Raw genomic sequence first — 26,760 nt, forward strand, 5'->3', positions numbered from 1 at the left:
GTGCAATGATTCATGCTGGATTGCTCACTGCTATTGGCGCTACAACCTTCGTGTGGGTGAGGACGGGATATTTGTTTTCATTGTTTTTCCATTTGAAGGAGTTCATATCCTATCCTCTTCCCATATTCGGAACAGTGGTTCAGCTGCTCTTGACCGTTGGCATTCCACTCGCTTTTGTCAATTTCTATCCTGCAGCCTTTCTTTTGTCGTACGAGACATCGCTAATACCGCATTGGGCCAAGTGGCTGGTCCCGCTCGCGGGTCCGCTGATTTATGGACTAGGCTACCGCTTTTGGATGTACGGCGCAAACAAGTATCAGGGAGCAGGCGGATAAATATTTGCCGTTCTTAAAGTCCGTATCGTTGTGTAAAATGATTAATTAATCCCGTTTTTTCCGTGCTCGATATTGCTGTGGCGTTACGCTGACAATTCTTTTGAACAAGTTCGAAAAGCTTCCTAAGCTGGTATAACCTATACGCTCTGCAATGTCTGTAATCTTGTATTCGGTTTCTTCCAGCAATCGTTTGGCCTCTTGGATTCGTTCCTGAATGATGGCATCCGACAAAGATAACCCGGTCTCCTTCTTGAACAATCTGGATAAATACGCCGGGTTCAGATAGACATGGGCAGCCATTTCCTCCCGGGTAATCTCCTGGTTCAATCGTGAACGAATGTAATGTCTAATCTTGGTAACCACAGCAGAAGATACTTTGTTGCTTACCGTGAGAAGTCGTACGGTTGCCTTCAGGCAGCATCTCGTCCATTGTTGCAGGGCATCCGAGTGCTTGGGATAGCTTTCCTTATCTGTCAAGCTCTTTAATTCGGCCGACTTGTGAATAGATAAACCTTTTTGGGCCAATATGGTGTGAATAATGAAGAGAATACCGTGGATAAACTGATGATGAGATTCCTTTGTCCATGTATTTCCTTCACTGCTCCAGAACCATTGCTTCACGCGGCGATCCAGCTCTTCTAACTCACCAAGCTCCATAATAGTGGACCACTCCGCAAATAAGCTTAGTGGAGCTACAGCCTGCAATTGTTTCATGCTTTTTTCCATAGGAGTAGAGGCAGGCATGAATACTTGCCGGGATCGAGTTAAATTGTGCTGCTCTCTCTCTGTCACATACGTGTAGGCGCTAACGATTTCCGGTAATACTACCGTCGGGCTAATATAAATAGATAAGGAGCAATGAAGAAGCCGTTCGCATTCGTTCAGAAACTGACGGCAATTGTGATTAAGCACGCTGCTAATAGAGGTTTCTTCACTTCTCACATATACGATCGCCAGATTAAGCCCTGTATGATCCTGAAATACAACACCTTCCAGCTCTAGCAGAAGCAGTTCTCCAGCCAAATTGCGAAGCGCGTATTCCATAATGGCTTCATCACGCGCGCTCAGATTATCTTTCCATTGCTCAAGTCCAAACAGAACCAGGATATAACGATCATCAGGCTTGATCGACAAGCCACAAGTTTGTGCGGATCTTTGTAGCGAGTCCGGGAGCAGAGATGCCCGCTGACTAAGGATGTCCTGCCAGAAGCGTTCCACCAATATAGGCAGCTGATGTTCCCATTTTCTTCGATAGTCCTGCATCAGAGCTTCAAACTTTTTTTGTTCTTTTTGCCTACCGACCTCTGCAAAAGCATCGCTGGCCACTTTCTTCAATTGCTCATAATCGACGGGCTTCAGCAAATAATGGAACGCTCCATGATGGATGGCGCGCTGCGCGTACTCAAAGTCCGCATGACAAGTAAGCATAATCGTCAAAGTGTACGGCGAATGCTGCTCCACCCAGGCCAACAAATCCAAACCGCTGCTCCCCGGCATTTCGATATCGCAAATTAGCAAGTCAATAGTAGTGTTCCTTAGTATCTTCAACGCTTGATCCACGTTCTCCGCCAAACTAATGTGCGTAACGCCCAGCACGCTCCAGTTCACGCCTTGCTGCAAACCGAGCAAGGCAAAATATTGGTCATCAACAATTAAGATTCTATACATACGATGATCAAAGCCTCCTTTGCATAGGCAATTTGATATTCACTATTCCGCCGCCCTGTGGATCATTGCTGAAGGCTATATTCGCGCGTCCATCATAGAACATAATCAAGCGTCTGCGCACATTCCATATCCCCAGTTGACGGTCTGTGGGCTCCTTTTCATATAAGCCAAGGTTAAGCATGACCAATTGCTGCTCGGAGAATCCAGGTCCAGAGTCGCGGATTTCGATGGCCATGCATGAATCCCCTTCTTTACTAGTTTCTTTACTTACCGTGACGTTGACTTCAAAATGCTTGGCATTATTAATAAATCCATGCTTCATAGCATTCTCCACGAACGGTTGTACAAGCAATGGCGGCACAAGGACGTTCTCAAGTTCCTTGGGCACCCGTTCGTGAAAACTCAGCTTGTTCGGGTACATAACCATTTGGATTTCAAGGTAGTTTCGGATATGATTAAATTCGCTAACAAGCGTAATCCACGCATCGTTGGTGCTCATGATGAACCGGAAATAGGAGACGAGGTGGCTGATCATCTTTTTAATCAGTGAATACTTCTGAAGCTCTACAAGATGGAAGACGATATTTAAKGAATTCATGAAAAAATGGGGATTGATCTGGGCCTGAAGATGCTTAAGTTCGGCTTGCTGCACTTTCATTTGCTCTTCATATACGAAGATTTTTAAATTCCCAATTTGTTCAGCCATCCGATTGAACTGTTGTGTAATCAGTTGGAACTCCTTGGATTTCTCTTCCTTTAAACGGTAATCCAGCTGTCCCTTGCCAAGTATGCGCATCCCGCTTGCCAACTGCTGAATGGGTTTAAATACAAGCCGGCTTAATAGAAAGAACAATACAACTAGAATGACAACTACCGCTATGGGAATGACCTTAATTACGCGTTGGAACAGAGGCAGCTCGTCCAGCAGCAATTCTTCGTCCAATAAAATGAAAACGTTGAGATCCGAAAAAAGAGACGGTTTGCCTACGAACAAATAGCTGCTGCCGTCACTAAGTCGAATAGAAGCGCTAGAGCGATTCGATTGATCGTTCAGATGGCTACGGATGCGGACAAGATCCTCATTGCCGAACTGCCCCCACAACAGATGCCCCTCCTTGGATATAATGCCGATTTTCTCATCGCTCTCTACGGACTCCAACCGGATTAGAGGCTGAGCTAAGGAATCAATGCTGACAAGTACACCGATGAGCAGCCTTCCACTTTTATCCGGAAGTGCCTTAAATAAGACCGGCTCGCCGCCGACGTTAATGATTTCCCACTTCAAGGACGTCGGAAGCTTGAACTTCTTCAGCCGAGCGGACAGACCGGCACGGATAGCCTTCTTCTCCTCGTAATACTCCTTTTGACTGCTGAGGAATAGCTCCTCCCGGTCAAGATGATACACGAATACACTGCGAATAATAGAGTAGTAGCTAACATCGCTATACCATTGATCCATTAATTTTCTGATAGATAAATAATAGTTTACACTGTCTGGGTCGCTCTCCGAGTATAGCTCGAGCAGCATGCTTTCATTTGCCGTTCGCAGCAAATAAGTACTGGTCTGCTCCAGCAGCTCATCAAGAGCGCCTAAATGAAGGGTCAACGTGTCCGATGCGGATTTCGCTACTTTCTCACGAACAATATTTGTGGAGTAGATATTGGTGTAGTAAAGAAAGAAAAAAAGTGGCGCCACTAATAGCAGGACGAGTGCGCTTACTTTAAATTGCAATGAAAGTCCCACAGTTCCACTCCTTTGTCTAGTATATGAACGCCCATGCGGCACGAAAGGGGAAAGACCATTTCGGTCTTTCCCCTGCCTGCTTATGACTGCTTCGCCTTCCAATCATCGTACTGTTTCTGAGCTTCGGTTCGGATCTTCTCAATACCGTTGGCCTTTAGCTTTTCATTGTATTCTGCCAGTACCTTGTCGGCATCCAAACTTCCCGTTTCAAGCAGCGGACGATACTCCTTAATAATATTGCTGACGACGGACACCTCTGTTTTGACAGCGTCCGTGTTGAAGCTGAAGCCAAACGATTTTACTTTATGAGCTTTTTCGTTATAGGCTTTGAACTTCTCCCATTTGTCAGGGCTTTCGCCTTCCCACAAATAAGTGAGCGTCTGATTCCCAAACATCCACTCAATACCCGGAGCCCACCCCGTATCCGCACGGGTAGAGACGCCATCTTGCAGCTTAATGAAATTATCCTTGCCCTCTACCTTGACATATTGCCGTCCTTCCACACCGAAATCGATCAGGTTGACCAGATTTTTGTCGGTATGAAGAAGGTTTAGAAGCATCATTGTGCGCTCCGGATCGACAGATGTGCGGCCGATTGCCATCATGGAGTTGCTGACGCTTGCTGTACTGATTTCAGGATCATTCCCCTTCAGCTTGACTAGTTCGATACCCGTCGCGCTGGAATCTTCCTTGTCAGAATCCGGTTTATCGGAACCGAATTTCATCCACGTTTTGCCGGCCTTAAATGCATCTTCGGCGCTCGTTTTGGTCGTCGCGGCATCCTGATTGATGAATCCCTTTTTGAACCATTCGCTGTAGAGCCTCAACCTATAAATAGTCGCATCGGATTCCAACGTGCTGATGATCATCTTATCTGTCTTAGTATCCAATACAATACCGGCAGGCGCTCCGGCCACCAGCTCGTAACGGAAGTTTTCTTCCATGCTCGGCTTTGTTTTGTCGAAGTAGCTCAGCGTATCAGAACCACTGCCTGAGAGCCAGATAGGTGCAAGGCCGGGTTCCTTATCCTTAATGGTTTGAAGCCACGGCTCTAGGTCTTCCAGTGTTTGGATAGAGTTGATATCAAATCCGTATTTATCAATAAGATCTTTCCTGAACATAATCGTGTGGCTCTCGCCGATTTCTTTGTTAGTTGGGATCGCGTAAATTTTCCCATTTACTCTGCCCCCATCGAGAAAACGAGGATCTAAAGTCTCCATTATTCCTTGCCCGTATTCGGTTAACAAATCATCTAGCGGGAGAAACGCCCCTTTGGTTACATTGTTGGAAAAATCTGCCCAGTTCGGAGCAAAAGTCAAGTCTACTTGCTCTCCGGACTGATAGGCCAGCGCCATCTTCTCAGACCAGGAGGACCAAGGCAGTCCCTGAAAGTCGATTTCGGCGTTGATTTTTTCTTTCAAGTATTTATTGATTTCTTCTACAACTGCCTTGGAGTCGTTTTGCGGAAAATTGCCTACCGTGTATACTTTGAGCTTGCGGTAGGTGGATATATCGGGATTGCTTGATCCGATATCCTCAGATGGCTTGCTTGTTGAAAGCGGTTCTGCATTAGGTGAACCGGATGATCCTGAATTGGTGCTGCAGCCTGACATGACCAGCATAGTCGCGGTTACCCAAGCAAGCGCCATGCCCCACCCTTTCGTTTTCTTCATTTCTTGAACCCCCTATAAATTTTCATATATTCTAACCGGCCGTTAAGCCAGAGCTAGACGAATTAACCTTTGATGGCTCCAATGGTGAGCCCCTTGGTAAAGTACTTCTGAAAGAATGGATAAACGAACAGGATGGGACCAATGGAGACGACTACCATCGCCATCCGCAGACTTTCCGTTGGTACCGATTGCTGTACAAGCAGAGCTACTCCACTCCCCGCCAATTGATTTTTGAAAAACTCCGCTTGGCGAATCATTTGAATCATCACATACTGCAAAGAAAATTTATCGCTATCGTTAATGAACAACAAGGAGTTGAACCAATCGTTCCAATACATCAGCGTCGTGAACAATCCGATGGTTGCCAGCACTGGAAGTGAAATGGGAAGTACAAGCTGGAAAAAAATTCGCCACTCCGACGCTCCATCCAGCTTGCCCGATTCAATCATTTCTTCCGGTATCGTTTGCTGGAAAAATGTACGAGCAATGAAGATATAAAACGCGTTCGAAAGGCCTGGAAGGATAAGCGCGACATAAGTGTCCTTCAGATCCAAATAGTTGACGTACAACAGATAGAAAGGGACAAGCCCACCGGAGAACAGCATCGTAATCAAAAGATAAATATTAAAGGTTTTTTTAAACGGAAAATCTTTGCGAAAGATAGGATACGCATATAACGCAATTAACAACACTGCCAGCAAAGTACCAATAAAGGTAACAGATAGGCTAACCCCATAGGCCTTCATGAGAGTAGACGAATTGGCAAAAAGATAGTGGTATGCAGATCCATCGAACTCGTCAGGCCAGAACTTGTATCCCTTTAACGTTAGAAGCTTTTCATTTGAAAACGAGATGGCGACGATCAGCAGGATCGGCAAAATGCAAGCGAGACTGAATGCGATGAAAATAATATGAAGCAATATCGCAGCTAGCTTAGACACCTTTTGGTACGGTTTAACGTTCGTTGCTTTGTTCATTTTGATTCTCCATTCTAGAAAAGTGCCGTGTCGCGATTAAGCTTACGAGCCAGGCTATTTGCTCCGATAACAAGGAAAAATCCAACTACCGATTGGTAAAAATTCGCTGCGGAGGACATTCCCAAGTCATTGAGCTGAATCAGTCCTCTATAGACATACGTATCGATGACATCCGTCGTGGAGCGCAATGCGCCCGAGTCGAGCGTAACATGATAGAATAATCCGAAATCAGAGCGGAATAAGCCGCCCAAATTCAATATCGTCAGAATGACCATCACGGGAGTCAGGAGCGGAATTGTAATTCGGATGATCTGCTGCCACTTGCTGGCTCCATCCATGACCGCTGCTTCATACAGCTCCTCGCTGATGCCAGTTATTGCTGCCAAGTAAATGACGCTCCCTATGCCGACGGAATGCCACATTTTCGTTAACCACAGAATATAAGGCCAAGCCTCCGGGTGCATATAAGCATTAAATGAAGAGTGTCCGAACAAAGGCAAAACGTATTTGACCAGGAAACCGTATTCAGGGTGCAGAAAGGCGTACACGATATAGCTAACGACGACCATAGACAAAAAATTCGGCATGATCATCACTGTCTGATAGAGTCGCGATGCAAGCCTGGCACGTACCTCATTAACGGCAATGGCGATCGCAACGGAGAGAATAAGACCGGTCACAATAAAGACAACATTGTAGGCGACCGTATTAATCGTTACTCGCCACGCATCGGAAGTAGCGAAGAGAAAACGGAAATTGTCGAGCCCTGCCCACGGACTGCCCATAATTCCGTCGATGTAGTTAATGTTCTTGAAAGCAATGAAAACGCCAAACATGGGAATATAACAATTAATGAAAAAAACGATGCTTGTCGGCAGCAGCATAAGCAGCAGCACGCGATACTTCACAATGTTCCGCAGCAAACGGACGTAGCCCCTCTGTCGCAGTGAATGTGCTTGCTTAGCAGAAAAATTTACAGATGATGGAATTGACATAGCATTTAACCTCACTCTATTTCAATAGGATAGATTTATTATAATGAAGTTGGAAATTGGAATTCTCTATCCCAGGTGATCTCATTTATTAGAAAGTTACCTCTTAACCTGATTTCCAAATATCATCCTCGTTGTCTATTCTTCGTGTTTCGTCTTACAATCAAAAGTGGAACAAAACATCACAAAAGCATCACCTTAATAAGGTGATGCTCCGATTGTTGAGAATCCAAATTGTCATGATACCATGGTTATTATTTCACTCGTGTACATCTAAGAGATTAGTCGCTAGACAGGCTATCTAAAAATGAGTTGGGAAAAATGGTATAAATCGTTTTTCCAAACCGGCCAATCGTGGCCGCCGCTCTCCTCGTACCAAATATGGGGTACATCGTTCCTCTCCAAATAGGCATGTGTCCGGTCGCTGACATGCTTAAGATTGTCCAGAAGTCCGCATGACAACCAGAGCAAACTCAGCTTAGCAGCCGCATCTTCCGGATTCGGGACAAGCAACTCGGGTTCCTTCGTGTTTGGAGCAGAGGAAAATCCTCCAATCCAAGCAAAATGATCTAGATTGCCTAATCCGATATTGAGCGATTGTCCTCCTCCCATCGATAAACCGGCTAGAGCACGGTTCTCTCTCCTCGTCAGAACCGTATAGTTCGATTCCACATAAGGAATGAGATCATAAAGCAAATCGAATTCGAAATCCTCAAACGCCTTTAATTTGTCCGCGTCGAATAAATTGCCCTCCGCCCGGTCGTTCTGCATGGCACGGCCGTTAGGTAGAACCACAATCATGCGCGCAAGCTTATTGTCTGCATACAAATTATCAAGAATCACTTGCGGACCCGCATGATTGTACCATTCCTCTTCGTCTCCGCCGATACCATGCAATAAATAAAGAACGTTATATTCCCCTTGACCATCCGGGTAACCTGAAGGGATGTAAATCATCGCTCTACGCTTGCATCCTATTGTCTTAGAGAAATATTCAACCGTTTCAATTTTGCCGTGGGCAATATCATCCCTGTACTGGTCATACCCGGTCGGAACGGCTCGTCTTAGCAAATCATAGTTAATTGAACTCATCCTTTTTCCTTCCCCTTCCTGTTTACACCTACTTAACTGCGAAAAGTATAAACTTTCCATAATGAACAAACAACCTGTCAATTGTTACTATCACTTGTACGTTAAAGATAGAGTTAGAAGGGTTTCAGAACCATAATTAGACAGGTTGTTGATAGTGTCAAACGAATAGTAAACTCAATTTTGTAAGCGCATACATATTAATTTGACAAATAATTCACCTCTTTCATCTTCTCCTCTCCTGAAGTCTAAATGGTTATGAATCGTTATTCTTCACTTCTGAATCGGCTCTGGGTACCTCATCCACCGTATGCTTCACCACACCCTTGTACTACCATGAATTAACATATGTAAAACAAAAAAAAGGAGATGAGTATTAATGATTAAAAAGAAAGTCAGTTTGGCATTGAAGCTTCTGCTGCTTGTGGCGCTAGTGATGTCGCCATTATTGCTGAGCGGCAAGAAGGCAGATGCGTGGGTTGGCATGCCGATGTCCAAGCTCCATGTAAGCGGCAACCAATTGGTGAACAGCAGTGGACAGCCTGTTTTGCTAAGCGGGTGGCATCAGCCTTCGGGCGCTTACTGGACGTACCAGAACAGCAATTACTACCTGAATCAGAATGGCGGGAATCGACATGCAGCGATCTTAGCGTATTTGAAAGATATCACCGACACCTTTACAAGCACCTCGGCCAAATACGGCAACAACCATGGATGGTATATGAATCAGGTACGTCTATTCATTGACCGGGAAGACATGGGCGACGTAGCGGCGGGCACGTACAATTTTGCCGGCCTGCAAGCCGTTACTCAGAACGTCATCATTCCTTATATCAACTATGCCAAGACCAAGGGCCTATATGTCACCCTCGGCCTAGATTTCACTTTAAGCAACAACCAAGCAACAACCCCTGCCAATCTCGCAAAGTTTAATCAGATTTGGGGTTACCTCGCTGATCAGCCAGGAATCAAGAGCGCTGACAATGTTATGTTCGAGCTCATTAACGAGCCCGTGCTGTCTGATGTCAATGGCGTCTGGGGCGGTCATCCTTCCCAGTCCAATTTCATTGCCTACTGGAACTCGCTCAAAAATTTCCAAAATTCCATGATCTCCACAATTCGCAGCAAAGGCGCGGATAACGTCATCTGGGCATCGGGACTTGGTTGGGATCAATACTATCAGCTATGCGCAGCCTATCCGTTGACGGATTCACTGAACAATATAGGTTATTCCGTACATTGGTATCCGGRCTATGGCGCTTATGATGACTACACTCCTTTGCAACAGCAATGGGATACCAATATTAAGCCTTGCGCTGATAATTATCCAATTAATATTACGGAGACAACCTGGTTCAAGACCCAACCGGGAGACTCTTCCTACTGGGATCTGTTCAACGRCTCGAACGCGGGCTTCGGCAAAAATACCAAAGCGATCTTCACGGCAGCGGGCAATGTGAGCATCGCTGTCCATATGAATGGATTTTTGTTGAATCCCGGCACGAGAAGCTCATTTGCAGACCCAACAGGCGGATTGATGTATGATGGCAACACTGCCCGGGACGGCATGGCCCGATTTATATTCGAATGGTACTATGAACGTGCGCAATTCAATCCTTGGAATGGTATATGGAATGGAGTCACGAATGGCGCAACTTACAAGCTCGTCAACCGTGCTTCGGGTAAAATACTCGAGGTTCCAGGCGGCCAGAATACTAACGCGTTGCAGCTTCAACAGCGGGCAGACAATAATACGACAGCTCAGCGCTGGATCGTCACGGATCAAGGCACCTACAATAACTATTACGAATTGCGAAGCGTAAGCTCAACTGACAACAAAGTCATGGATGTTCGTAACGGGACAAAAAACAACGGGGAAGCGATTCAGCTTATGCAGGATCTCTCCAATACCGCGCAGCAGTTCCGATTGATCAAGCTCAGCAACGGTTACTGGAGCATCTTGAATGTGAATAGCAACAAAGCGGTAGAAGTCGCCGGCTCCTCCACGGCTGATGGCGCGAATATTCAGCAAAACTTATACAGCGGCAATCTCAATCAGCAATGGCAGCTGGTACAGATTAACTAGCAGGAAGAGGTACAAAAAAGATGTCCTAAAGGGGGATAGACGGGACTGCCCCCCGGTTATGAATCTCTAATTCAAAATATACTTATCGTCGCCCATGTGCTCGCTTATATCCGATAAATCGTGGGAGAAAATTCGCGATCAACTTGTTTATTCAAAAGTAAACGGTGGTTTCCCTAGATTGATGGTTAAGGATCTGAAGTATTTGGAGCGCACGCTTCTCCATGTCAGTCAGCTTTGGGGAAAAATGTTCATCTGGAGACGTTTGTTGAGGATAAGAAGATTGTGTTCAGCTGCGTTGGGAAGAAGACGAGTCGGAAGTTTGTTTGAGTTAAGAGGACAGTGCTTCTTAACTCTGTTTTGAAAAGAAATCATATTTAAAGATGCTACAGAAAACCCGATCTCATTGGATCGGGTTTTTTGTAACACTCTTTTATGCAATTTTGTCATATACAAATATGGATAACATACTACATTTCGATCAATTCAGTGCAGTGGTTATACGTCATAGCCACATAACAATCGCTTGACGCCACGCAATTGCTCACCGCAAACTCCCCCATGTATCATTGCTTTAAAGGTATAACCATGTTCCATGTATCGGAAGCATCCATAAAACCGTCGATGCCGTCCGAGACGGCCGCGAACAAATGTGTCGGCTTGCCGTTCTGGAAAAGCAGGAATGGCCGCTCCAGATTTCCCAGCGTCTGCACCGTTCCATCATCATAACGTACCGTCCGGGAATAGCTTTGCGGCTGTCCATGCAAGGTCCATTTCAGCCCGTCTGGAGACCCAGCGTAGATGCCGCCGTATTTTTCACCACATAGACGCCCTTCCATATCTTTGGCGATCAAATGGTATCCTTTCGCTGTTTGCCAGATGAACGGATCTTCGATATGGAACGACTCCGGAGGAAACACCGGCTCTCCGCTCAGCACCCGGTATGGTCCCTCGTAGTGATCCGCATACGCGACGCCAATCGTCATGCCGCCATGCAGGTTGCCTTCGTAGCTTCGTGCCTTGTAGATCAGCAGCACGGAACCGTCCTCCCGGACACACGGAGCCGGATTGGAGGTCAGAAAGCTATCGAATCGGCCGGGGCGTGTTGGCAATATCGGTTCGTCCGCTCTGTACCAAGGACCGAATACGCTGTCTGCGATAGCCAGGCCTACCCGTTTGTTCGCCCGCGCCACGATGCATTGCGGATCGGTTAACCCGAAATTTTCGGGCGGCTCCGGATCGCCCAGCGGATGGGTCGAGCCCGTATAATAAAGTAGATATTTGTTGTTGTGCTTAACGATATGGGGGTTGTGCGTGCAGCGTCCGTCCCAATATTGCGCTCCCCTCGCCGGAAGCGCCACCTCGCGGAATTGGTACGGTCCCTCGGGCGTATCCGAGTCCGCCCTGACAATCTCTGAAGCCGTCATCCAGCCGGGGTGCATCGGCAGAGTCTTCGGCCAGCGCGAGGCAAACATATGGAATTTGCCGTCCTCGCCCTGCACGACGGAACCACACCATATCCAATAACCTTCCATTCGGAAGCCGCCGCCACGCGGAGCCGGCAGCATCGTGTTAGTATGCATGTAACGTCAACTCGCCTTTTCCCTCTGCTCCATAGCTTCTGCGAACCATGGTCTCCCATCCTTTCAAATAAAGTAAATAACCGGCATGCTCCGCACAGCTATGGAACGACATAGCCATGCCGGCGGACCGACCGCCGGCATGCTTGATCATCAATTACCCTAAGGCGTATTCAGCCCCACATCGCCTGCCGCAAGCGGGCGATTCAGCAGAGGCGCTCCGGAATATTCATCCGCCCCCACATCCGTTGTCGCCCGCATTTGGCCGTCCATATCCGCCTGCACGAACGCGTATGTCCCTACAGCGGCGTCAATCGCTGGGCTGCTTGCGGACAACTTCTGGATGCCGCTCACCGTAGTGAGCAGCGGATTGATATTTCGGATCTGCCCCGAGCTGCGCGATATGTTGCTAATGGTGCTGCCATACCCGATGTTGCCCTGAAACAGCGTATTCGTTGTCGCCGCCTCGTAATAAAGCGTGCCGGTGCTGTTGCGCACGATATTGTTCGCCACGACGGAATCCTGCGGAGCATACGCTTTGCCCGATCCAATGACGATGCCGGTTGTGCTGTTTACAATCGTATTGTTGACGATAAGCGCCCGGTAAACTTTCCACTGTTTGCGCAATTGTTCGACCGTCGGGCTTGGAGGAGAGCCTCCAGTACCTCCGTCGAAATCGCCGTTTGGCAAGTAGATTGCTTCGCCTGTCAAATTCTCGAAGTAGTTGTTATAAATCTTATGGTCATTGCCGAACATCCGGATGCCTTCCTGATCCGACTCGACACCGTCCCCGAGGAAGAAGTTGCCGTATACGCTGTTGTTATGGCCGTGCCGCAGCGTTAGGCTGCCCTTGGACGTGAGGAATGTATTGAAGCGCACTGAATTGCTGCTGCTCTTGACCGAAACAATTTCCGGCTCGCCATCGCAATTCTGAAATACATTATATTGTATCGTATTATAGCCGTGGGAGAGCGTTAGACCGGACAAGCCGAGACGGATCGTCTCTTTGCCGTTGGCTACCCATGGGCCTACATCATGGAAATAGTTGTATTCAATAATATCGTATTGCGAAATTTGCCCTGAGCCATCCTGTCCTTCGTAAGCGATCAGCGGTTCGGTGTCGCTCTTCATTCCGAAGTCGTTCCGGTCGATGCGGTTATGATGACTGTTCGTGCCCCGCACTTGCAACCACATCAGGCCGCCGCCTGAGCTTGGCAGCGCAAATGTATTACGGGTCAGTCGCACATGGTGCGAGCCTTCGAGCACCACCGCGCCATTGCTTGTGTTCGTAAACTTTAATCCGTCCAACACCACATGCGAGGAGTTCTCGACGCGGAAGCCCGATGCTCCCGAGATGATAGCTTGGCCGCGGTTTTTCGCCTTAATGACGATTGGAGCGTTGGCGGTGCCGTTTTTGTTCTGAACAGCAAACGGGCTTGTACGCGAATACGTGCCGTTTGCCAGCACAATCGTTTTACCCGCCGCAGCGGTTGCAAGCTCGGCAGTGAGCTGCGTGGAAGTGCTAACTTCGACAACCGTCCCTTCACTACCGCTGCCGCTTGAATCGCTGCCATAAATTTCGACCTCTGCGAAGCTGTTCCATGCGTTCACCGAGTTGCCGTGGCCAACAATACGAACGTAGCGTACAGGGGCCACATCGGCAAAATCAAATGTCTGCAAGCTGTTGCTCAGACTGCTGACTGCTCCCGAAAGCGCTGTGCTGAAGTTGTAGCCATCATAGGAAGTCTGGATATCAAAGCTGAAAGTTCGCTCCGCCCCGTTGGTGAAGGCGATCTTCACATATTCCACTTGTTTGCTCGATCCAAGGCCGTATTGGACCCACTCCCCGTCGCCACTCGCCGCCCAGCGCGTGCCGAGATCGCCGTCGATCGTATTCGCGACGATGTTGCCGTCATCTCCACTAGCCATTAGCTGCGGTACAGTAACCGCCAGCTTGCTTGCACCCGGCGAAGGGCCGCTCGCGGTGCCGTACAGTTCAACTTCGGTATAGCTGTTCCACAGGTTGGAGGAATTGCCGTGCCCAACGACCCGCACATAGCGGGCAGGATCGACATCCGGAAAATCGAACGTTTGCAGGCCTTCCACAAGGCTGCTCACAATTCCGCTGCTGACGGTCGTGAAGGCGGAACCGTCCGTAGACGTCAAAATATCAAAAGTAGAAGTGCGGCTTGCCCCATTCAAAAAAGCAATTTTAATGGAAGACACTTTGCGGTTTACGCCCAAATCGTACTGAATCCATTGCCCGTCGCCATTCGCTGACCAACGTGTGGCGAAATCGCCGTCCACCGTGTTGGCCGGAACATTGCCGTCATGTCCACTCGCCGTCACGCTGGAGCTGCCAATTGTGAACTTCGTATCGGCCGCCCGCGCCGCTCCTGGCATTAACGCAACTAGCATACAGAGCAAAATCATGCATGTCATACTTTTGGTTCCCATAATTCTTCATCCTTTCCGTTATGAATTGATGGTTATTGAATCATTCCCTTCGTTCCGTCCGCACCTCCTCTCAAGAATACGGAAGCCGGGAGGTGCTTCCAGTCCTCCCGGCTTCGTTAATACGGCCCATGATCCCGCTCAAAAAATATGCTGGCTCCAGCCTTTGCTCTTCGCCAAAGCTTCAATATAATAGTAATCGCCGTAAATCAGCGATACGTTGATGTTGCTATTGACTGGCTTATGCCCGGTTGCTCCGAGCAGAATGCCTTCATACTTCGGCTGATCGAACGTACTGTAGTTGTTCGACAACGAGCGCAGAATGCGCGTGGCCGCGAGCTGATATAAAGCGGCTTCCTCAGGAGGCACCTGCGACGCGATATCGATCAGTCCGGATGCCGCGCAGCTTGCCGCCGAGGTGTCGCGCGGCTCGTCTGTCAAGTCGGCCGCCGCACGGAAATCCCAATGCGGCACATCGTCTTCCGCCAACGCGCTAATGAAATAATGCGCCACCCGCTTCGCCGCATTCAAGTAACGCGCTTCCCCCGTATAACGGTAAGCGCAGCTCATCCCGTAGAGCGCCCAAGCTTGGCCACGCGACCAGGACGATTGCGGCGCGAAGCCCTGTCCACCGTCATAACGCTCCACTTCGCCCGTCTCCGGATCGAAGATTACGATATGATGCACCGAGCCGTCGTCTCTTATAAACGAGCGGAGCACCATATCTGCATGAGCAACCGCAATATGCTTGAAGCGCGGATCATCGCTTTCTTCGCTCGCCCAGAACAGCAGTGGCAAATTCATCATCGAATCGATGATCGACCATCCCGTCTGGTTGCGGGGCCACGCTCTAATGAACTGTCCGACCGGGTTGTACCTGCCTGCCAAATAGTTGGCGGCAAACAGCCCGCGCCGCCGTGCGTCCTCGTCGCCGGTCAGCTTGTAGCGAATAACCGATGTCGGCAGAAACTGAAAGCCAACATCGTGGTGGAAATGGTTGTCTCGCAAGTAACATTGCTCCATGCGTACATCCCAAGGCTCTGCCTCCTCCCGATAACGCCGCTCTCCGGTCATATCGTACAGAATCCACAGAATGCCCGGCCAAAAGCCCGAAATCCACTGATCCACTTTGATCTGGTCATATTTGCCTGCTGCCGAAACATGCGGCGCTTCTGTCCAGCCCGCTTCGATCATATGATCAACTTTAATCTTCACTTTATCCCACCAATCCGACAGCTCGGATGGTTTCAGCTTCACATTTTCATGGCTCATCTCAAAATTCCACTCCTTATCCTAACCTTTGATGGCACCGATCAAGGCGCCTTTCACGAAATATTTTTGCAATAACGGGTATACCAAAAAAATCGGAAGGGTAGCTACCATAATCGTGGCGTATTTCAATGTCTCGCCGAGTATGATGATCTCATCCTGGGATGCTCCCTCCGCCATGGAGCTCGCCTCGCCGATAATCAATATTTCTCGCAGGATCAACTGCAACGGATACATCGACCGATCCTGAAGGAAGATCATGGCATTAAACCACGAGTTCCAGTGGCTTACTCCGTAATACAGGCCTACCACTGCAAGCACAGGCTTGCATAACGGCAGGAAGATGCGGAACAGAATGACAAAGTCGTTGGCGCCATCGATCTTGGCCGACTCTTCCAGCGCATCCGGCACCGCTTCGAACGAAGTCCGCATAATAATGAGGTTAAACGCGCTTATTGCGGTAGGCAGAATTAGCGCCCACAGTGAGTTCGTAATGCCTAGCCCTCTAACCAGCAAGTAGAACGGAATTAATCCACCACTGAAAAACATCGTAAACACGATAAAGAGCGTAAGCTGCTTGCGATATTGCAACGTTTTTCTGGACAAGGCGTATGCGGCGAAGGAAGTGAGCAGCAAATTGAGAGCCACGCCTACAATGACAATAAATAACGTGTTGCGATAGCCGAGCAGGATCATCGGGTTGCTGAATACCGCCCCGTATGTTTCAAGCGAGAAGCCCAGCGGCTTCCAAAGAATGCCCTTATGCGCCATCATCAGCGCCGGTTCGCTGAATGAAGCAAATGCCACGTACAGAATGGGGTACATTGTTGCAATCATGAGCACGGACAAAAACAGCGTATTGCAAACCCGGAATATATGTTCACCCAAGCTTACTCGCATGCGAACCCTCCTCTACCACAAGCCCGTATTGTTCAACTTTCGGCTTATCCAGTTGGAGCCGATAACGAGCGCGAAGTTAATCACGGAGTTGAACAATCCGACTGCTGAGCTGAAACTGAATTGAAAATCTTGAAGCCCGACTCGGTACACATACGAGGAAATGACATCCGCTGTCACATAAGTGGTCGGGTTGTACAGCAGAATAACTTTCTCGAAGCCAACGCTCATAATTCGGCCAATGTCCAGGATGAGCAATATAACGAAGACGGGCAGCAACCCCGGTAGAGTAACATTAAGCATCTGCTTCCAGCGTCCACCGCCGTCGATCTTGCAAGCTTCATATTGCTCGGGATCGATCGCAGACAGCGCGGCCAAGTAAATAATTGTCCCCCAGCCTACATGCTGCCAAATATTCGACGAAACGAAGATCGTCCGGAAAAAAGACGGCTCCAGCAGCATCGTGATCCGCTCGCCGCCGAAAAATGCGATAATATCGTTAATGACACCGTCACTGCTCGTAAAATCCTTGATCATGCCGCAAATAATGACAAGCGAAATAAAATGCGGCAAATAAGTGATCGTCTGAACCGAACGCTTGAACAGCGCATTTTTCACCTCATTAAGCAGCAAGGCGAGAATAAGCGGAGCGGGAAAACCGAAAACGAGATCGTACAAGCTTATCATCAGAGTGTTTTTAAACACCCGCCAAAAATACATTCCGCCAAAAAAGTCTCTGAAATGCTCAAGCCCAGCCCACGCGCTGCCCCCAATTCCAAGCCTGGGATTAAAATCCTTGAACGCAATAATTGCACCGTACATCGGGAAATATTGAAAAATAATGAAATATGCCAAAACAGGAGTAAGCATGATGTACAAATACTTGTTCTTAACTATGTCTTTCGCGATATTAAGCGGCAGACGCCCGGCATGCGCGACTTTGCTGCGTCCCAGCTTCAACTGAGCCATCTCCTACTCCTCCTGTCCACATGCAGCATCATCGGCAGGGGATGGTTGCACCACCCCCTGTCCCCACGGCGGCCAGCAGCCTGCCGCAAGACGATACATGGAGTTATCTTTTGTTGTAGCGTTCCAAGGCACCTTGATAGATGTCGATTACATCGCGAATGCCCATATCTTCCAGCTGCTTCACGAAGCTGTCGAACTTGTCGAGCGGTTCGTTGCCCATTAAAAATTTGATAAACATTTCTTCCAGATACGTGTTGATTGCCGTCATCGTCTGCGCTACCTTCTTGCTCTCATCTACAGTAGGCGTAATGAACGCGGGCAAAATATGTTTCTCCGCATCGGTCTCCGACCAAACCTTGACCGCCTCATCCTGTTGCGGAAACGTGTTGGTCGATTTTTGCTCATGCATCGGGAACGGGCCATTCGGAACTGTATATTGCGCCAGCATCTGCTGCGAAGTGTACTTTTCGTTTTTCACGATCATATCGGTAAATTTCGGGACGCCGTTGTCCATCGTGTAGCTTTCGCCTTCAACGCCGAAGTTGTACATCATGGTTCCTTGCTCGCTAAATGCGAAATCCAGCCATTTTACGATCGTTTCCAGGTCTTTCGCTGATGTCGTCACGGCCGCGCTTGCTTTCGGGTTATATTTGAAATCGCGCTGTCCGGTGAATGGTTTTTCGCCTGCTTTCAATACCGGATAAGGAGCCGCTGCGAGATTAAAATCCGGATTTTGTGCTTTGCCGGACTCCAGCCATTTGCCCATGCCGCCGCCCAGCAGGTAAACAGTTGCGCCGGACTCGCCGTTCAGAAACCGCTTATCCAGCGTGTTGCGCTCGACGATTGGAAAGTCTTTATCAATCAGCCCTTCGGAATACCACTGGCGGAACAACGTCAAAACATCTTTGTATTGCGGATCTAACGGACCGTATTTCACTTTGCCCTGATCGTCAATATAGAAGCCGTGCGACGTTTTGTATGCGCCGAAAAACGCATCCTGTAAATTCATTTTGTTCGCGTATAGTGCCGTCAGCGGTGCTGCGGCGCCTTTTTTCTCTTTGAACGCCGTTAGGACCTTATGCCAATCATCTATCGTCACAGGCAATTGCAGCCCCAGCTCATCCAGCCAGTCTTTGCGCAGCATTGGTCCGCGGAAGACTACGCCTTCCGAGTTGCGTACCATCGGGAAGGCGTAATATTGGCCGCTGTCGGTTTTCACCATTTTATCCAGATCCGGATCAGCTTCCAGCATCTTCTTTAGATTAGGCGCATATTTATCGATCAAATCGTTGAGCGGTACGATAACCCCGTCTGCAATCGCCTTTTCTGGTCCACCTGGATAGATGCTCCAGTCGTACTCCAGCACATCCGGCAGCTTGCTGGAAGCCAGCAACAAATTAAACTGCTCTTCCGCTTGACCGTCGGTCGGGTGGATGTAGGTTACTTTCACGCCGGTAGCTTCTGCAATCGCCTTCCCGATTGGCGCTTCCGCCAGATTCGTTGTAAATGTAATCAGGTTTCCGTTGATTGGAGCCCAGTACGAGAACGTATCTTTGGCATCCAGCGGATAAACCGGCTTATTCGCTCCCTCGTTGCCTTTGCTTTCGTCATTGCCGCCCGTATTGCTGACGGCGCTTTGAGTTGGCTCTGTCTTGTCCTTGTTGCCGGAGCCCCCATTACTCGTGCATGCGGTTAACAACAATGAGAGTACCATTGTGATCCCCAGTGTAAGCTGCAGCCCTTTGTGYATCTTGCCGTTTCGATTTTTCGCCATTGTGCCCCTCCGTTCTTTTCGTATCGAATATGTTGGTGTGAATACGCTTTCATCGTAACGCTAATTCAGTGCCACAAACCATTGTCAAAACCTCAAATATACTGCAATTTCTCAAAAATGAGGGTAGCAAAACCGCAAGTTAACCGCTTTTTCTTGAAAAAAAGCCCGAGAGCTACTTGACTTCCCTGTAGCGCCCGGGCGTAATGCCTTCGAACTTTTTAAATATGCGGTGGAAGGTATTCACATCGTTGTAACCGACCATCAGCGATATTTCGCTGACATTATATTTCTCACTGGTAAGCAGCAATTTGGCCTGCGCCAGCCGCGTCTTGTTAATGTAGTCGAGCAGAGATTCGCCCGCAAGATCCTTAAACAATTTGGAAACATACGACGGCGTCATGGAGAAGGCTTCCCCGATCATCGAAATGTTCAGGTTCTCGTCTTGGTAATACTCGTTAACATATTTCATGACCTTATCGATTAGCGGATTGCTGCAGTATTCACGGTTATTATTAACGTAGCCGCACAAAAGCTCCAGCATATCGTATAGCTGGCTGCGCATCTCCCCAACCGTCTGGCATTGCATCAGGCGTTCTATGGCGCGCACTCCGTCAGGCATATCCGGCTTGCCCGCGATGCGGATTTCTCCAATTACTTTTTGCAGCGTTGCCATCAGATCGAACATGAGACATTTCGCTGTATGGAAAGGATACGGCTCTGTCGTAACATTTTTCTGAACAATCTCCCCGACAAACGTTTTCGCCTTTTCGAGCTGGCCTTCGCGAACCATAACGATCAATTGCTGCTCGGCCTTGAGAGGATAAAAATAACCACCAGGAGCAGTCCCCTGGTTGTCGCTGCCGCTCAGGTCCGCATAATGAATAATGCCCCCGCTGCCTGCAATGATACGGAATTCCATCGCCTCGACCGCTTCCTGAAACGCCTGGAAGATGCCATATTCGCCCTCCTGCTGTGCACTGAAGGCAGCGGTCAACTGGACATCGGCATGACTTGCGATGAACGACATCGTTTCTTCCGCGATGTGCTCCAGCTCCCCCCGCTGCTCCACCGGCGAAACAAGCTGATGGTTGACGATGCAGGCGAGCAGCTCCTGGTCCAGCTCTACCGCATAGGCGTTGACGGACTTTCGCGCAACCTCCTCGACCACATTGGCGATCAGGAAGTGCAGCAACCGCTTGTTATGTACCTGATCCTCATCCTTCCGATGGAACTTGCCGAAATGCTCGATGCGCAGCAAGATAACAGAAAATCCGCCCAGCGGGAAGCGCAGATCATAGGCTGAGAACGATTCGTGCAGCGGGATATGGCTGTCGAGCTGCCCTTTCAGCAACCGCTGCAGGAAATGCGATCTGAGTGTATTGTTATGCTGATTCAGCTTGTTATGAAGCTCCTCCTTCTCATGGAAGGTGCTGCTCAGCGCCTGCTCCAGAAAGGAGTATTCATTAGAGCCGCGATCGAATGTAACACCAGCCTTGAACGACAAGCTCTGAATGAGCGCATGAATCGGCAGGTAGTTCCGCTTGAGCAGCCAATACGTCACGCCACCGCCAATAATAAGGCAAAGCAAGATGCTTGCGTTCGTCAATTGCTCTACTACGTTCATCTTCTGGTGGTATACGCCCGCCGGAAGCGTCATCACATATTTCCATCCCGTAATGGAGGAGGTTGTATAGGATGCAACAAGCCTGCGACCGGAAGCCTCGATCTCCAGTTGCCCTGATTCTTCCGGCATATCGCTGTAGTTTAGAGCAGGTTCCGCCAGCGACTCGCCCGTAGACGCAATGAACCGATTGTCTTCATCCAAAATAAAGATAGTGCCTTCCTCAGGCACCGACGCTTGCTCCAGCAGCTTGCTGCGGTCAATCATAAATAGCAAGACAGCTCCCGGCTGATTCATGATCGTTGATGTCGCATTTTGGGCATACATGACCGTAGGCCTCCACTCATTCTCTTCAGATACAACAACCGAGTGGTAGCCTTTAATGTACCATTGGTCAAAATATTTTTGAAACGACTGGAACGGCATTTGCTCTTCAAGGCGGATATGGTCGTATAACGCTTCGATGTTCATACGGTTGTTGCGGGCGATGACCGTATCGCTATTTTTGTAATAAATATAAATGCCTTCAAGAAAATCGTTAGCAATTTCATATACGCGCAAATCATTGGCGATTTGGTATATTTCGTAGTGATCTGAATCAGACAAAATGGGATCGGCAGAAATAAATGATGCGATTCGCCTGTTGAGGCTCACCTCGAGGCTTAGGCTCTCGATTCCTTTGAACTGGCTATCTATGGCTTGCTCCATCTGAACAAGAATGGATTGGTTGGCGCGGTTAATTTCGGCCTTTACAACGTTCAGCGTCGCGCCGTATATAACGCCGCTGATCAGAATGGGCACGAGCAGCACCGAAATGTATGAAAGCATCCAGGTCAGAAATACGCTGCGATTTTTGTGCCGGAGCTGCTTTAGATAGATCGTCCACCGGTTTCGAGTTTGGGCCATAGGTTCTCCTCCATGTTAGCTTTAGTCGGAGTCGGGACCGACGTCAATTCTTGTTAGAATGGCCGGACAACGAATATCCTCGACTTCCGCTTTCTGATTGTTGATACATACCGCCGGAGACGGCCGGTATTCATATATGGCCTGTTGCTCCTTGCCGCATACACGGTTGTAAGCGATTACACAATTCTCAGGCGCATAAGGAATCCGCTTGCCCAGCGTAATACCATGACGACAATTCACAATCGTATTATTCACGACATGCGCGCGATAGACGCGCCAATGTTTCCTCAGTTCCTGCTGCGTCGGCGCCTCCGGATAGCCGCCTGGACCCCCATCGTAGTTACCGCCGTCAACGAGCAGCGCATCCAACGTCAAGTTTTCCATATAATTATCAAAAATGTGATGGTCGTTGCCGTAAATGCGAAACCCGCCCATCTCTTCCTTCATGCCATCACCGATAAACACATTGTGATGAAAACGGTTTCCATGTCCGTGCCGCGCAGTCACTTGGCCGGCGGAGTTAAGGAATGTGTTGTACCGAATTGTATTATAGCAGCTTTTTACCGAAATAATCTCGGGCTCTCCGTCGCAATTTTCAAACAGATTGTGTTGAATCGTAATATAACCGTTCGAGAGAGAGATTCCGGACAAGCCGAGCCGGATCGCTTCAAGCCCGTTGACGACTCGTGGGCCTATATGATGAAAATAATTATATTCGATAACATCATGCTGCGAAATTTGTTCCCCGTCGCCATCAAAAATGACGAGCGGTCCAAGGTCGGCCTTTGGCCCGAACTCGTTGCGTTCGATTCGGTTCCAGCCGCTGCCGCTTCCCACCACAGACAGCAGGCTGTACTCCGCCCCAACCTGTCGCGGCTCAAATCTATTCCGCGCAATCCTCACATGCCGCGAACCGTCCAGAATGATAGATTCGCGCTGCTCGACCTGGAATAGCAGCCCCCATACCTCTACATAAGCAGAGTTCAAGATGCGTATACTTGATTCGCCAGCTATCGTCGCTTTTCCTTTATTGACAGCGCGAATGCTTAATATGGCGGTGTCCGATCCCACTTTGCCTTCAATGATATAGTCTTCATTCCGCTCATAAACGCCGTCTGCCAACAAGATCGTGGAACCAGGTTCTGCCCGGCCCATGGCTGCCGCCAACTCGTCGCTGCTCGACACCCAATAAATAGTAGTCATCTTCCCACCTGCTTCCTATTAAATAGGCTGATATGATCCGCAGCCTTTGCAGGATCATATCAGCAACTTCACAACCTCTATTATGAAAGATACGTTTCCCATGCCATAGTGTAAAAAAATGAAACAATCATAAAAAAGTAAACTGAGGCTCAAAAATAGCGAAAATTATCGCCTTGCAACCTGTAAATCGCAACCTGCGGTGGACAAAACATGCGAAAGGACGTATCCCGATATCAAATCGTGGATACGTCCCCTTTGCAGCTGCCTGTTTACCAGCCCGCTTAACCGAAAAAAAAGTATGCAACCTTCATCTCTTCTTCCTTCAACAGCAACTTTTGTGCTGCTTCAAGCAGAGGCGTGCGGTCATAGACAAGACTTTTCATTGCAATTTTGCCATCGGTAATCGTGAAATAGTGCGCTTCTTTCGACGGATCGTCGCGACGGCGGTAGGACACGCTTCCCGGATTCAGCCACAAACTGGTGTCGCTCAAATAATGAATGCATCTGCGATGCGTATGTCCGAATATAATGCGGCGATCTCCTGTGTCCTCTGTTGTCTCGCCACTGCGTTCCTCCCAGAAAGCGTCGTACTTGGGCAAGCTGTCAATCGTCAAATAGTTGTCGTACAGATGCTGCATCGTATAACGATAGCCATCCATTTCGAATGTGCGGTAGACTGGTATGCTTTCTAGGAAGGAAATTTCCGCTTCACCGAGCAGCCTTGCATTGCAATGTGCCCACTTGATACTATCCTCCGCCACATCATGACCTCTATTGCCGTTTCGGTATAGGTCAATAATAATGTCGTCGTGGTTGCCGCGAACGCAAATTGCATCGTTCTTATGCACCCATTCGATAACTTCCCGCGGGAAAGGACCGTAGTCTACGAGATCTCCCGCGCAATAGATTAAGTCACAGCCTTGTTCTGCTTTGCGGATCGATTCCAATGCATAGACGTTGCTGTGAATATCCGAAATAATTAAAGCTTTCATATTCAGTTCAACTCCCATAAATTCAAAATTCCCAGCAGTACCGTCACCACTTCCACCCGCGCAATGTATCCCCTGGCATGAAACGGTTGCGCTCCCACCCCTGTACGATTTCCGTTTTTTGTTCCGAACAACTTGGTTAAAGCCAGCTTTACTCCCCCTCGGCACCCGGCACGAACCCACTCCAGCATTCGGATCTAAGTGTTCTCCCATTTGCCCAGCACACTCTCCCTCCTTTATATAAAAAGATGGAACTTTGATAAATCGTCAAAAGCTAAACCCCCCCTCGAATATATCGATTTCCTATCTGCAAATTCTGGAATGGACATCAAATGTTAAAAAAGTCACTCATGAGATCGTAAATTTTCGAGAAAAAGGGCACGTACGCTGCCTCATACTAGCTTCCGTTAGCTCAATAAATAGAGCAGGTTACCGTAGCACCTGCTCATCAATGTTTTTTATTCAAATCGTGACTCGTTTATGCTCGGCAACCCTCAAATGCAAGGGGGACGGAATGTTTTTCATCCTATTTAGAAGATTAAATGATTAACTTGCTATTCCTATCCATTTTCTTGCGAAATCCTTTTACATAAAAAGTCCGGAAATTGTCTGATCATTAAGCTTGATATCACAAAGCAGAAATTGGTCTAATTATGTACTGTTCACCTGCAACTGTAGGAAAAGAAATTTTCTTAATATGCTGCTCCGACTTAGCTATAACTACTCCATTATTGATAGCTTCAATTTCTACTTCAGCATCTATCGTACAATTGCGTCCTAGCTTTGAAACAAGCTTGGCTTGCGAAAGCCTACCGCTTGCCCATTCTATCCCTATCTCGAATCCGCCGCGCGCACGCAAGCCTGTTACGCTTCCCGTCTGCCAAGTATCCGGCAAAGCCGGCAGCAGTTGCAGCTTCCCTGCATGTGACTGCAGCAGCATTTCAGCAATGCCAGCCGTTACCCCAAAGTTTCCATCAATCTGAAATGGAGGGTGAGCATCGAAAAGATTCGGGTAAACTCCTCCAGTATGCCCTCTATCTGGGTCCCTCTCATCAACAATTCGCAGCAAATGACTAATTAATTTACGAGAACGGTTGCCTTCGCCAAAGCGTGCCCATAGTCCAACTTTCCATGCGAGACTCCAACCTGTTCCTTCATCACCCCGAATTTCTAAAGAGCGACGAGCTGCCTTGAACAAGTCACTATCGTGATCTTTCGTAAATTGACTGCCCGGATAAACGCCATATAAATGAGAAACATGGCGGTGATGGGGATCCTCTTCATCGAAATCAACAGACCATTCTTGGAGTCTGCCTCCTCTTCCGATTCGAAGCGGAGCTAACTTATCTCTCTTGCTGAGCAGCTCCTTCTGCCACTCCTCATCCACCTGTAGCACTTCTGCAGCTTTAACGCAGTTTGTAAACAGCTCCCAAATAAGTTCCATATCCATAGCGCTTGCCGTCGACACACCAACTAAGCTGCCATTCGCAGGATTTTTGAATTTATGCTCGGGAGAAGTGGAAGGCGATGTGACTAACGAGCCTTGATGATCCTCCGTTAAATAATCACTTATGAACAGAGCCGCCTGCTTCATAATCGGATATGCACGCTCTTTAAGAAATAGGAGACTACCACCAAATAAATAATGCTCCCATAAATGACTGCATAGCCATGCTCCCGCCATCGGCCATAGTGCCCAGACTGGATCACCATGCCCATAGTCGCCTACAGGCGCTGTTTGTGCCCAAATATCAGTATTTTGATGAGCTGTCCAGCCTCTTATGCCATAATGCACCTTGGCTGTCTCACTTCCTTTAATTTTCAAACTGTCAATCAAATCAAATAATGGGTCGTGACAATCAGGCAATCCGCAGGTCTCTGCAAGCCAATAATTCATTTGCGCATTAATATTCAGCGTCCAATTGCTGCTCCACGGCGCCCTCGTTTCTCGGTTCCATATCCCTTGAAGATTAGCCGGCTGACTTCCTTTCCGAGAGCTGGCAATAAGCAAATATCGTCCATATTGGAAAAATAGCTCTATGAGTCCATGATCATCAGCTCCGTGCATCCTAATCCGTTTATTAATTGGTATCTCTGATTCATGTTCCGATGAAGCCGAATCTAATTGCAATTGGACACGATCAAACAAAGGCTTGTAGTCGGCAAGATGTTTATCCTTCAGCAAATCATAGGACTGTGCTGCCGCTAGCGATAATCGTCTTGCAACCTCCTCGGACGGATTCTTCCCCTCATGAGTAGGCGACTTATCATAACCATTAAAGCTAGATGCAGCAGTCCATATAAGTATAACCGAAGAGGCTTTACTGACATGAAGACCRCTATCATCCAGCTCTATCATTCCACCATCCGCTGTTGYGGTTAGCCCCGCCTCAAAGCGAATAGCCTCACTTTCCACTTCTTCTTTATATACGATTGGGTTATCGGTACAATAATAGCTTGGATCCACATGATCCGGACAGCGGCCATTCATGACGAGACTATCATCTCGCACAGACATTCGATATTTTAGCGGACTC

General features: G+C 48.3%; 19 protein-coding genes and 1 pseudogene. 3 read left to right on the forward strand and 17 right to left on the reverse strand.

Features of this window, described 5'->3' with window-relative positions; genetic code table 11:
* A partial coding sequence (locus tag AC1DSE_RS10535) for an ABC-2 family transporter protein (protein WP_477527662.1) occupies positions 1-335 on the forward strand: 335 nt, incomplete at its 5' end.
* A gap of 45 nt (positions 336-380) precedes the next feature.
* Here AC1DSE_RS10535 and AC1DSE_RS10540 read toward each other — a convergent pair.
* The 6 genes from AC1DSE_RS10540 to AC1DSE_RS10565 form a co-directional block, all read right to left on the reverse strand.
* The gene (locus AC1DSE_RS10540; protein ID WP_441880451.1) at positions 381-2,003 is read right to left on the reverse strand and encodes a response regulator transcription factor; all 1,623 of its coding nucleotides are present in this window, start codon (positions 2,001-2,003) and stop codon (positions 381-383) included.
* 7 nt (positions 2,004-2,010) lie between these two features.
* Complete coding sequence (locus AC1DSE_RS10545; RefSeq protein ID WP_441880449.1) at positions 2,011-3,747, reverse strand: sensor histidine kinase; 1,737 nt, start codon at positions 3,745-3,747, stop codon at positions 2,011-2,013.
* Positions 3,748-3,827: 80 nt separating this feature from the next.
* Positions 3,828-5,420: an ABC transporter substrate-binding protein gene (locus tag AC1DSE_RS10550; RefSeq protein ID WP_477508894.1), complete on the reverse strand. Its 1,593-nt coding sequence runs from the start codon at positions 5,418-5,420 to the stop codon at positions 3,828-3,830.
* 62 nt (positions 5,421-5,482) lie between these two features.
* Positions 5,483-6,397, reverse strand: coding sequence for a carbohydrate ABC transporter permease (locus AC1DSE_RS10555; protein WP_477508895.1), 915 nt, complete (start codon positions 6,395-6,397; stop codon positions 5,483-5,485).
* Positions 6,398-6,411: 14 nt separating this feature from the next.
* The gene (locus tag AC1DSE_RS10560; protein ID WP_441910305.1) at positions 6,412-7,320 is read right to left on the reverse strand and encodes an ABC transporter permease; all 909 of its coding nucleotides are present in this window, start codon (positions 7,318-7,320) and stop codon (positions 6,412-6,414) included.
* A 366-nt stretch (positions 7,321-7,686) separates the two neighbouring features.
* Positions 7,687-8,481, reverse strand: a complete 795-nt coding sequence (locus tag AC1DSE_RS10565) for an alpha/beta hydrolase (protein WP_477508896.1) — start codon at positions 8,479-8,481, stop codon at positions 7,687-7,689.
* A gap of 376 nt (positions 8,482-8,857) precedes the next feature.
* Between AC1DSE_RS10565 and AC1DSE_RS10570 the strand changes: the two genes are divergently transcribed.
* Positions 8,858-10,564, forward strand: a complete 1,707-nt coding sequence (locus tag AC1DSE_RS10570; protein ID WP_477527663.1) for an RICIN domain-containing protein — start codon at positions 8,858-8,860, stop codon at positions 10,562-10,564.
* 106 nt (positions 10,565-10,670) lie between these two features.
* A pseudogene (locus tag AC1DSE_RS10575) lies at positions 10,671-10,891 on the forward strand (stage V sporulation protein R); the annotation flags it as partial.
* 236 nt (positions 10,892-11,127) lie between these two features.
* On the opposite strand, the gene AC1DSE_RS10580 reads toward AC1DSE_RS10575, so the two are convergent.
* From AC1DSE_RS10580 to AC1DSE_RS10630, 11 genes are all read right to left on the reverse strand, one after another.
* The gene (locus AC1DSE_RS10580; protein WP_477508898.1) at positions 11,128-12,096 is read right to left on the reverse strand and encodes a glycoside hydrolase family protein; all 969 of its coding nucleotides are present in this window, start codon (positions 12,094-12,096) and stop codon (positions 11,128-11,130) included.
* A 37-nt stretch (positions 12,097-12,133) separates the two neighbouring features.
* Positions 12,134-12,295 (reverse strand): hypothetical protein, encoded by a 162-nt coding sequence (locus AC1DSE_RS10585; RefSeq protein WP_477508899.1) that lies wholly within the window; start codon positions 12,293-12,295, stop codon positions 12,134-12,136.
* Positions 12,296-12,303: 8 nt separating this feature from the next.
* The gene (locus AC1DSE_RS10590) at positions 12,304-14,598 is read right to left on the reverse strand and encodes a chondroitinase-B domain-containing protein (protein WP_477508900.1); all 2,295 of its coding nucleotides are present in this window, start codon (positions 14,596-14,598) and stop codon (positions 12,304-12,306) included.
* 138 nt (positions 14,599-14,736) lie between these two features.
* Positions 14,737-15,867 (reverse strand): glycoside hydrolase family 88 protein, encoded by a 1,131-nt coding sequence (locus tag AC1DSE_RS10595; RefSeq protein WP_441880433.1) that lies wholly within the window; start codon positions 15,865-15,867, stop codon positions 14,737-14,739.
* 21 nt (positions 15,868-15,888) lie between these two features.
* Positions 15,889-16,764 (reverse strand): carbohydrate ABC transporter permease, encoded by an 876-nt coding sequence (locus tag AC1DSE_RS10600; protein WP_477508901.1) that lies wholly within the window; start codon positions 16,762-16,764, stop codon positions 15,889-15,891.
* Positions 16,765-16,776: 12 nt separating this feature from the next.
* On the reverse strand, positions 16,777-17,730 hold the full coding sequence (locus AC1DSE_RS10605; RefSeq protein WP_076267706.1) for an ABC transporter permease: 954 nt from the start codon (positions 17,728-17,730) through the stop codon (positions 16,777-16,779).
* 103 nt (positions 17,731-17,833) lie between these two features.
* The gene (locus tag AC1DSE_RS10610; RefSeq protein WP_477527664.1) at positions 17,834-19,504 is read right to left on the reverse strand and encodes a type 2 periplasmic-binding domain-containing protein; all 1,671 of its coding nucleotides are present in this window, start codon (positions 19,502-19,504) and stop codon (positions 17,834-17,836) included.
* 172 nt (positions 19,505-19,676) lie between these two features.
* Entirely contained in the window at positions 19,677-22,031 is a 2,355-nt protein-coding gene (locus AC1DSE_RS10615; RefSeq protein ID WP_477508903.1) for an AraC family transcriptional regulator, read from the reverse strand.
* Positions 22,032-22,052: 21 nt separating this feature from the next.
* Positions 22,053-23,234 carry a polysaccharide lyase 6 family protein gene (locus tag AC1DSE_RS10620; RefSeq protein WP_477508904.1) on the reverse strand — a complete coding sequence of 394 codons (1,182 nt, stop codon included), beginning with the start codon at positions 23,232-23,234 and terminating at the stop codon, positions 22,053-22,055.
* A gap of 281 nt (positions 23,235-23,515) precedes the next feature.
* Positions 23,516-24,226: a metallophosphoesterase family protein gene (locus AC1DSE_RS10625; protein WP_477508905.1), complete on the reverse strand. Its 711-nt coding sequence runs from the start codon at positions 24,224-24,226 to the stop codon at positions 23,516-23,518.
* A 625-nt stretch (positions 24,227-24,851) separates the two neighbouring features.
* Positions 24,852-26,760: glycosyl hydrolase family 95 catalytic domain-containing protein (locus tag AC1DSE_RS10630; RefSeq protein ID WP_477527665.1), on the reverse strand; the 1,909-nt coding region annotated here is incomplete at its 5' end.

The organism is Paenibacillus sp. 01L418, assembly GCF_056400045.1.

Coding starts and splice junctions, on each gene's coding strand:
- AC1DSE_RS10620 (WP_477508904.1), bottom strand. CDS start 23,234: ATGACTACTATTTATTGGGTGTCGAGCAGCGACGAGTTGGCGGCAGCC.
- AC1DSE_RS10600 (WP_477508901.1), bottom strand. CDS start 16,764: ATGCGAGTAAGCTTGGGTGAACATATATTCCGGGTTTGCAATACGCTG.
- AC1DSE_RS10555 (WP_477508895.1), bottom strand. CDS start 6,397: ATGAACAAAGCAACGAACGTTAAACCGTACCAAAAGGTGTCTAAGCTA.
- AC1DSE_RS10565 (WP_477508896.1), bottom strand. CDS start 8,481: ATGAGTTCAATTAACTATGATTTGCTAAGACGAGCCGTTCCGACCGGG.
- AC1DSE_RS10590 (WP_477508900.1), bottom strand. CDS start 14,598: ATGGGAACCAAAAGTATGACATGCATGATTTTGCTCTGTATGCTAGTT.
- AC1DSE_RS10615 (WP_477508903.1), bottom strand. CDS start 22,031: ATGGCCCAAACTCGAAACCGGTGGACGATCTATCTAAAGCAGCTCCGG.
- AC1DSE_RS10595 (WP_441880433.1), bottom strand. CDS start 15,867: ATGAGCCATGAAAATGTGAAGCTGAAACCATCCGAGCTGTCGGATTGG.
- AC1DSE_RS10625 (WP_477508905.1), bottom strand. CDS start 24,226: ATGAAAGCTTTAATTATTTCGGATATTCACAGCAACGTCTATGCATTG.
- AC1DSE_RS10580 (WP_477508898.1), bottom strand. CDS start 12,096: ATGGAAGGTTATTGGATATGGTGTGGTTCCGTCGTGCAGGGCGAGGAC.
- AC1DSE_RS10540 (WP_441880451.1), bottom strand. CDS start 2,003: ATGTATAGAATCTTAATTGTTGATGACCAATATTTTGCCTTGCTCGGT.
- AC1DSE_RS10605 (WP_076267706.1), bottom strand. CDS start 17,730: ATGGCTCAGTTGAAGCTGGGACGCAGCAAAGTCGCGCATGCCGGGCGT.
- AC1DSE_RS10550 (WP_477508894.1), bottom strand. CDS start 5,420: ATGAAGAAAACGAAAGGGTGGGGCATGGCGCTTGCTTGGGTAACCGCG.
- AC1DSE_RS10585 (WP_477508899.1), bottom strand. CDS start 12,295: ATGATCAAGCATGCCGGCGGTCGGTCCGCCGGCATGGCTATGTCGTTC.